The organism is Streptomyces sp. AC550_RSS872 (genome assembly GCF_019049285.1).
Taxonomy (GTDB): Bacteria; Actinomycetota; Actinomycetes; order Streptomycetales; family Streptomycetaceae; genus Streptomyces.
Map to the genome: position 1 here is coordinate 108,112 of NZ_JAGMUL010000121.1, position 8,781 is coordinate 116,892.

General features: G+C 69.4%; 6 protein-coding genes. 2 read left to right on the plus strand and 4 right to left on the minus strand.

Annotated elements, in window-relative coordinates; genetic code table 11:
- From KUM44_RS34745 to hppD, 4 genes are all read right to left on the minus strand, one after another.
- Positions 1-1,270 (minus strand): condensation domain-containing protein (locus KUM44_RS34745; protein WP_254390544.1); only part of this gene is annotated, 1,270 nt, incomplete at its 3' end.
- A complete protein-coding gene (locus tag KUM44_RS34750; protein ID WP_308402793.1) occupies positions 1,267-2,586 on the minus strand; it encodes a PLP-dependent aminotransferase family protein in 1,320 nt (439 codons plus the stop codon). The genes KUM44_RS34745 and KUM44_RS34750, both read right to left, overlap by 4 nt.
- Entirely contained in the window at positions 2,583-3,710 is a 1,128-nt protein-coding gene (locus KUM44_RS34755) for an alpha-hydroxy acid oxidase (RefSeq protein WP_217213737.1), read from the minus strand. Before KUM44_RS34755 ends, KUM44_RS34750 begins: the two co-directional genes overlap by 4 nt.
- On the minus strand, positions 3,707-4,747 hold the full coding sequence (gene hppD, locus KUM44_RS34760) for a 4-hydroxyphenylpyruvate dioxygenase (RefSeq protein WP_308402794.1): 1,041 nt from the start codon (positions 4,745-4,747) through the stop codon (positions 3,707-3,709). The genes KUM44_RS34755 and hppD overlap by 4 nt, the downstream gene beginning before the upstream one ends.
- Positions 4,748-5,109: 362 nt before the next feature.
- Between hppD and KUM44_RS34765 the strand changes: the two genes are divergently transcribed.
- Together KUM44_RS34765 and KUM44_RS34770 are read left to right on the plus strand one after the other, a co-directional pair.
- On the plus strand, positions 5,110-6,873 hold the full coding sequence (locus tag KUM44_RS34765) for a fatty acyl-AMP ligase (protein WP_217213739.1): 1,764 nt from the start codon (positions 5,110-5,112) through the stop codon (positions 6,871-6,873).
- Between the two features lie 88 nt (positions 6,874-6,961).
- A partial coding sequence (locus KUM44_RS34770; protein ID WP_217213740.1) for a condensation domain-containing protein occupies positions 6,962-8,781 on the plus strand: 1,820 nt, incomplete at its 3' end.

Below are 8,781 nucleotides of genomic sequence, written 5' to 3' on the forward strand. Positions count from 1 at the left end.
CCGCCCCAACTACCCGGAGAAGCTGCTCCATAACGGTGTGGGCCTGCTTCTCGGATATGAGGTCGGGCTGGTAGTCGAGCCGGAAGGAGAGTCCGGAGCGGGCTGACGCGACCAGGGCCAACGGGTAGTGGCTGCTGCTTCGGCCGCGTACTCCGATCACGCGCAGACCGCTCGGCTGTTGTCCTCCGCCGCCCGGTTCGATGTCCACGGGGAAGTTCTCGAAGATGACGGCGGTGTCGAAAAGCTCCTGCGAACCGGCCAGCCGTTGGATCTCGGCCAGTCCCAGGTGCAGGTGTGAACGTAGTGCTACCTGCTGCCCCTGGAGCCGGGCGAGTACGTCGACCAGCGGTTCGGCGGGGTGCAGCCGTACCCGCACCGGAAGGGTGTTGATGAACAGCCCCACCATCGTCTCGATGCCGGCGACCTCGGGCGGCCGGCCGGAGACCGTGGCGCCGAACACCACGTCGTCCTGGCCGGTGAGCGCACTGACGACCAGTGCCCAGGCGCCCTGCACGATTGTGTTGAGGGTGAGGTCATGCTCGCGGGCGACGGTGTTCAGGGCCTGGTGGGTGTCGGCGTCGAGGCCGCGCAGTACGGGCTGGGGTATGACCGCCGGGCGAGCGCCCGCGTCCGGTGCGACCAGGGTGGGGCAGTCCAGGTCGGCCAGGGCCTCCCGCCAATCTTCGACCGCCTGCTGCCGGTCCTGGTCGGCCAGCCACTGTAGGTAGGCGCGGTACGGCTTGACCGGCGGCAGGTCCCTGTCGTCACCGCGTGACTGGTAGAGGGCGATCAGCTCACGGATCAGCAGCGGGCGCGACCAGCCGTCCAGGAGGATGTGATGGTTGGTCATCACCAGGCGGTGTGTCCGCTCGCCGATACGGATCAGGGTGAACCGCATGAGTGGCGGCCTGGCCAGGTCGAAACGGCGGCGCCGGTCGGTCCACAGCAGCTCGTCGGCTGCGGTCCACCGCTCTGCTTCCGGCAGGTGGGACAGGTCCACGTCCTCCCAGGGCACTGTGACCCGGTACGGGATGAGCTGGACGGGCCGGCGCAGTCCCTCGTAGCGGAAGGCGGCGCGCAGGTTGGAGTGCCGGGCGAAGAGGGTTTCCGTGGCGGCGCGCAGCGCGGCGACGTCCAGTTCGCCCTCCAGGTCGAGGGCGGTCTGTACCGCGTAGACGTTCTCGACCGCTTCGTCGTACACACTGTGGAAGAGCAGTCCCTCCTGGAGAGGGGCCAGCGGCAGGATCTCCTGCAGACCAGACTTTGTCATACCGACTCCTTGATGAAGCGGGCGAGGCGGGTCGCGCCGGTCTCTGCCTCGGCTGTCGTCACATAGCTGCACGACAGGCGCATCTGCCGGTCACCGCTGCCGTCGAGGTGGAAGAAGCGCATGGGAGTCCACATCACGCCGTACTCCTGGGCCGAGGTGCGCAGGGCGCTCTCATCCGCGGGGAAGGGCACGTCGACGGTGAGGAAGAAGCCCCCGTCGGGGTCGTTCCAGTGCACGCCGAGTGCAGAGCGCTGTGCGGGCGGGAACTCGTGGGCGAGGGTGTTCCGTACGCGGCGCATCGTGTCCTGGTAGTGCCGCGCGGCGGTCTCGTTCCTGCGGCGCAGGCTGCCGCCCTCGGTGACCAGGAGTCCGGCGACCGCTGCCTGGCTGACGCTGGGGGTGTTGACCGTGACCATGCTCTTGACCTTGGCGATCTCGTCGGCGAGCAGCCCGGTTCCGTCGGTCTTGCGGACCCGCTGGTCGGCCACGACATAGCCGATCCGGGCGCCGGGGAACGCGGTTTTGGCGAACGAGCCGAGGTAGATGACCTGTTGCCGCCGGTCCAGGGCTTTGAGGGTGGGTCGGCGCCGACTGCTGAACAACCCGTACGGGTTGTCCTCGAGCAGGAGCAGCCCCAGGCTCCGGGCGGTTTCGAGCAGGTCGACACGGTCCTGGGTGGGCATGCTGGCGCCGGTGGGGTTGGAGCAGTCCGGCACGATGTAGAGCGCTCGCGGGCGGCGGCCCTGCGCTGTCAGCCGTTCGACGGTGTCCCGCAGCGCTGTCCGGCTGACGCCGTACGGGGTGCTCGCCACCGGGGCGACGGGGATGTCCAGCAGGCTCGCGGCGCCGGTGACGCCCACGTAGCACGGGCTGTCCACGAGCAGTACGTCGTCGGGACCGGAGCAGAGGGTGCGCAGCACCAACAGCAATGCCTCCTGGCAGCCGACCGTGACCACCAGGGATTCCGTGGGGACGTCGATCTCCTCGTCCTTGCGGAGCATGTCGGCGACCAGTTCGCGGATCTGCCCCGCGGTCTCGCCGTACTGGAACAGCGCGGTGCGGATCTGTTCCTCGCTGCGGCCGGACTGCCGCAGATACCCGACGTAGGCGTCGATCAGGTGTGCGATGTCGGCGACGTCGAAGTCGCCTTCGTACGGCCGTCCGGGGGCGAAGGAGATCGCGTCCGGGTAGCGGAGGGTGATCTCGTTGAGGAACGTCATAGTGTCCATGAGCGGTTGGGACACGCTGGGGTGCAGGTCCGCTTCGCTCAGCAGCACCTGCTCGGGGTCCTGGGGGGTCGGCTCCGGTGTCGTCACCGTGGCATCTCCACTGCGGTCGCATCGATCGATGGGACTGTCCGGTGCCCGGTGAAGACCATGGTGTCGGCGAGTTCGCCGGACATGATGGACAGCAGTTGGCGTACGCCTGAGGCGCCGTCAGCGGCCAGCGCGTACAGCGCGGGGCGGCCGACGAAGGCCGCGTTCGCCCCGAGCGCCAGTGCGGTGAACGCGTCCGCGCCGCTACGGACACCGCCGTCGAGGAACACCGGGACGCTGCCGCCGACCGCCGTCACCACCTCGGGCAGTGCGTCGAGTGCGGCCGGTGCCCCGTCCAGCTGGCGGCCGCCGTGGTTGGAGACGATGACGCCCTCGGCACCCGCACTGATCGCGGCGTGCGTGTCCTGCCCTGTCATCACTCCCTTGACCACTACGGGCAGTCCGCTGATCCGCCGCAGCCGGTCCACGATCGTCCAGTCCTGGTCCGCGCGGAACGCCGAGCGGCTGTGTGCGGCTGGCGAGTCCGGGCCCGTGGCCGCGCTGCCGGAGGGTGCCTGGTGGGCGGCGGCAGGCGGGAGGTTGACGGGCCGGATGTGCGGCGGGATACGGAAGTCGTTGCGCAGGTCGCGCAGCCGTCGCCCCATGTACGGGGTGTCCGCGGTGACGACCAGGGCTTGGTATCCCGCGGCGGCGGCACGACGGGCCAGGCCCTCGGTGACCTCCTGGTCTCGGAAGCAGTAGAGCTGCAGCCACAGCGGAGCGGCCTCCCCTGCCGCCGCCCGGATGCGCTCCAGCGGCTGGCCGGCGAACGTGCTGACGATGAGCGGCAGTCCGAGTTCGGCTGCGGCCTTGGCGGTGCCCGCCTCGCCGTCGCTGTGCGCCAGCCCGTGGTACGCCAGCGGGGCCACGCCCAGGGGCGCACCCCACCGGGTGCCGAATACCCGGACGGTGGTGTCCGGCTCGCCGACGGCTGCGAGTCCGCGCGGGCGCAGCCGTACGGAGGCGAATGCCGCCTCGTTGGCGGCCAGCGTCCGTTCCCGGCCGGCGCCGCCGGCGATGAAGTCCCACACGTCGCCGGGCAGCACCCGGTGTGCCGCGTCGGTGAAGTCGGCACAGTCCAGGAGCTGTGCGCGAGGCGAGGAGGCTGCGGCCGCTGCGGTCATCGGGAGGCTGCCTCCCGGGCCCGCTCCACGGCCTCGTACAGGGCCTTGATGTTCGAACTGCCGAACCCGCGGGCGCCGTTGCGCTGGATGTACTCGTAGAAGAGCGTGCCGCGCGGGTAGGGGGACCGGGCGAAGATCTGCAGCAGGTAGCCCCACTCGTCGCGGTCGACCAGGACGCTGGTCTCGCGCAGGTCGGCTATCCGGTCGCCCATACCGGCGACGCGCCCCTCCAGCATGTCGTAGTAGGTGGCCGGGGTGTGCAGGAAGTCGACGTCCCGCTCGGACAGCTTCCGTACGGTGCCGATGATGTCGTCCACGTGGAACGCCAGGTGCTGGACTCCCGCACCGGCGTGGGCGGTGAGGAACCGGTCGATCTGCCCGGGGGCGCGGTCAGGGTCGGGCTCGATGAAGGTGAAGGTGATGCCGCCAGTGGCGTTGCGAACCACGATCGAGTCCATCGCCTGGCCGCCGACCTCGATGTACTCCGAGGAATAGTACGGGAAGTCGAAGGCGCGCTCGTAGAAGGCGACCGTGTCCCGCAGCGTACCGGCCTCCAGACACACCGCGATGTGGTCCAGTGCGGACACGTCACCGGAGCGCGCGAGGTCTGTCGCCTGACTCTCGTCGACCGCGCGCAGCAAGGTCCACTCGCGGTCCGGAGGAAGGTGACCGGCTGTCAGCCCGGTCTCGCTGACCAGCGTGTGGCGCAGGTCCCCGAAGCCCGATACGGCTCCGTACGGCGCCCCTGCCTGCCCGGGTGCGCGGGACGGTGCCGGGGCTGCCAGGGAGGTGGCGCCCCCGGCCACGGCACGGGCCTGATCCTGTTCGACGTCCGTGCTGAGGAACGCGATGTCCCCGATGGAGTCCCCGTGCCGGTCCACATAGCGGGCGCCCTCGCCGCTGTCACTGAAGGGCTGCGTGACCACGAGCGTTACGCCATCCCTGCGCAGCGCCGTGGACATCCCGTCCGGTGCGCCGGTCTGCGGACCGGCCAGGGCGACCTCGCCGAACCCGTGGCCGTCGACCAGGTGCGCCACGGCCTCCCTCCGGTCCGCGACATACAGCTCAGAATAAGCGACAGCGGTTAGCGACATAAACTGCTCCAATGAAAGGTTTCCGGTGCGAGCAACGCCTTCGAGAAGGCTTACAGAAAGACATGAAGCAATACGCCGAGCACAACACACACCGAATTTTGCAGGAGATTCTACAAACAGTGTCTATAGCTCGGATATCGAAGCTCTATCGCCGCTTTGACCTGCAAGAACAGCATCAGAAATATCCATGTTGACCTACCAGGAAACGCGCTGCTACCTTCACAGTAAACGTGTTCCATAATCTCAACACACACATTCAGGCGGACTGTTCTGCGACCGCCGTAACTCAAGTTACTGAGGGAGCCATGCCCAGCCTTAGGGACACCTCGGACCTGATATCGGCCGTGCGCGCGAACGCAGCCGAAATGCCGGAAGAAGAGGCGGTGATCCATGTCCACGACCCGGAGCAGGAGGACGGACACACCTCCCTCACCTACGCCGAACTCGACCACCGGGCACGCCGTCTGGCCGTGTACCTGCGCCAGCACCTCGCGGCCGGCGAGCGTGCGCTGCTGCAGTACAGCTCCGGCACGGACTTCCCCGTAGCCTTCTTCGGCTGTCTGTACGCGAGCATCATCGCCGTGCCGGCGCCGCTGCCGGAGAGCAACCAGCGCGAGCAGCTGCGAGTGAAGGGCATCGTCCGTGACGCCGACGTGCGGGCCGTACTCACCAGCACCGCGCAGCTCGACCAGGTGACGGCGTGGGCGGAGGCCGAAGGGCTCACCGGTCTCCCGATGCTGGCGACCGACGGCGACGACGTCGGCGCCACCGGCACCGAAGCCTGGGAGCACCCGGCGGTGGACCGGGCCACTCCTGCCATGCTCCAGTACACCTCCGGCTCCACCTCCGAGCCAAAGGGCGCCGTCATCACCCACGGCAACCTGCTGCACAACATCCAGGCCATGGAGGACGCCCTGCCGCTGCCGGACGGCGGCCGCCACGGCGGCTGGATACCGATGCACCACGACATGGGCCTCATCGGCCATCTGCTGGGCGGCGTGCTCACGGGGCGCTCGGCGGTGCTGATGCCTCCCATGACGTTCGTACGCCGGCCCCATCTGTGGCTGCGGGCCATCGAGCGCTACGACGTCAAGTTCAGCTCCGCGCCCAACTTCGCCTACGCCCTGCTCAACGACCGGGTGACCGACCAGCAGCTGGCGGCACTCGACCTCTCCGGCTGGCGGTACGCGGGCAACGGCTCCGAGCCGATCCAGGCCCGCACCCTGCGCGCGTTCAGCGAGCGCTTCCGGTCCGCCGGGCTGCGCACGGAGTCGGTCATGGCGGGCTACGGCATGGCGGAAGCCACCTTGCTGGTGGCCACAGCGCCCAACCGCCCGCCGCTGACCCTACGGGTCGACGCGGATGCGCTGGAGCAGCACCGGATCGTGCGCGCCGAGCCGACCGAGGACCGGTACCGCGAACTGGTGGGATGCGGCCCGCTGTTCGGCATCAACGCCATCATCGTCGCCCCAGACAGCGGAGAGCGGCTGCCCGACGGCCGGATCGGCGAGATCTGGCTGCGGGGCGAGAGCGTCGCCCACGGCTACTGGAACAACGAGACGGCCACCCAGCAGACGTTCGGGGCCACCACACAGGACGGCGACACCGGCTATCTCCGCACCGGCGACCTGGGCGCCTTCGTGGACGGCGACCTGTTCATCACCGGGCGGATCAAGGAAACACTCTTCCTGCACGGCCGCAACCTGTACCCGCAGGACATCGAGCACGAGGTGCAGCGCCGGCACACCGAGCTGCGCTCGCTGCCCGGCGCGGCCTTCACCGTCCCGGCCGGAACCGGCGCCAGGAATGCCGAGGACCTCGTCATCACTCAGGAGATCCGCGGCCGGTTCAGCGACACCGAACTCGCCCGGATCAGCGCGGGGATCAAGCAGACCGTCAGCCGCGAGTTCGGACTGCCCGTCGCCTCAGTGGCGCTGCTCCGCCCAGGGGCCGTACACCGCACCACCAGCGGGAAGATCCAGCGCATCGCGATGCGTCAGCTCTTCCTCGGCAACGAGCTGCGGCCGCTCCATCTGGATGGCCCGCCGTCATCCGCACAGCCAGCCTGACCAGCCAGCGCTCCGGCACCGCCCGCGAGCAACTCCGCACCGCCCGGCCGAAGTTCTGCGAGGAAAGATGACCGAGGTTGAGTCCGCAATGATCCGACACGCTCTCACCGCCGCGCAGTCCGAGGTGTGGCTCGCGCAGCAGCTGGACCCGAACAGCGCGCACTACAACATCGGTATCCGGCTGGACTTCTCCGGCCCCGTCGACCCGGAGCTGATGGCCGCGGCCATCAGCCGGGCCACCGCGGACACCGAGGCGCTGCGCTGCCGGATCGGCCTCAGCGGCAGCGACCCGCACCAGGTGGTAGCCGCAGCGGACGCGGCCTCGCCGCTGCACCAGGTACGGCTGGCCGGGCACCCGGCGGAGTCCGACGACTGGATCCGGCGGGACCTGGCCGCCCCGGTCGACCTGCTGGCCGACCCTCTCCAGCAGCACACCCTGCTCACCCTCGCCGACGGCCGCCACACCCTGTACCTGCGCTACCACCACATCCTGCTCGACGGCTTCAGCCTGATGCTCTATCTGCGCCGCCTCTCCGAGGTCTACTCTGCCCTCGCCGCCGGACAAGAGTGCCCGCCGTGCGCGTTCGGCACCCTGGACGGGCTGGTACGCGGCGAGGACGCCTACCGGGCATCCGAGCAGCACCGGACGGACCGCGCGTACTGGCTCGGTACGCTGGCCGACTATCCCGATCCCGTCTCGCTGACCGGACGCTTCGCCCCGCCCGCACCGTCCGTACTGCGCCGCACCGCCGAGCTCACCCGCCGCCAGACCACGGCACTCCAGGGCGCCGGTCAGCGGGCGAATGCACCCTGGTCATTCGTGGTCATCGCCGCCACGGCGGAGTTCATGCACAGCATGACGTCACAGGACGACATCCTCCTCACCCTTCCGGTCACCGCACGCACCGGCCGGGCTGCCCTGACCACTCCGGGCATGCTGGCCAACGAACTGCCGCTGCGGCTGCGCATACGGCCCTCCATGAGCTTCGCCCAGCTGGTGCAGGCCACGGCGGAGCAGGTCGGCCAAGCTGTACGGCACCACCGGTTCCGTGGCGAGGAGCTGCGGCGCGAGCTCGGCGCGAGCACGCCGGAAGCGCTGCGCGGGCCAATGGTGAACATCCTCGGCCACCGGGCTGAACTGCCCTTCGGGAGCGTGACGGCGAAGATCGAGCGGCCCTCGGGGAACCGCGTACGGGACCTCGACCTCGTCTTCAGCGGCACCCCGCACAGCGGCGTCCGCATGGACTTCGACGCCAACCCCGGCCTGTACGACGAGGACCAACTGGACGCCATCCAGCGCAGGTTCATGCAGCTCGTGGACGCGGTGACGGCCGACCCGGACCGCCCGCTCGGCCGGTTCGACTTGCTGACGCCGGAGGAACGGCACCAACTCCCCACGCTCTGGACGGGGCGTGAGACGGAGGACGTGCCGGTGGATGTGGGGACGCGGTTCGAGGAGCAGGCCGCCGCGACACCGGATGCGGTCGCACTGATCTACGCGGGCGAGGACCTGACCTACACGGACCTCAACGCACGGGCCAACCAGTTGGGCCGTTACCTGGCGGCCCGCGGGGTGGGACCTGAGCAGTTCGTCGCGGTCGACATACCCCGTTCCCTGGACCTGATAGTCAGCCTCCTCGCCGTGCTGAAGACGGGCGCCGCCTACGTCCCCATCGACCCGGACTACCCGGCGGACCGCATCGCCCACATCCTCAACGACGCCGCCCCCGCCCTCCACCTCACCACCCTGGACGACCTGGAGCTGGACGGATACCCGGACGGCAACCTCACCGACGCCGACCGCACCACACCCCTCACGCCCCACCACCCGGCATACATGATCTACACCTCCGGCTCCACCGGCCGCCCCAAAGGCGTCGTCGTACCGCACTCCGCGATCGACAACCG

Bases quoted from the DNA above. Each gene is read 5' to 3' on its own strand.
- KUM44_RS34755 (WP_217213737.1), bottom strand. From the start codon at position 3,710: ATGACCGCAGCGGCCGCAGCCTCCTCGCCTCGCGCACAGCTCCTGGAC.
- KUM44_RS34765 (WP_217213739.1), top strand. From the start codon at position 5,110: ATGCCCAGCCTTAGGGACACCTCGGACCTGATATCGGCCGTGCGCGCG.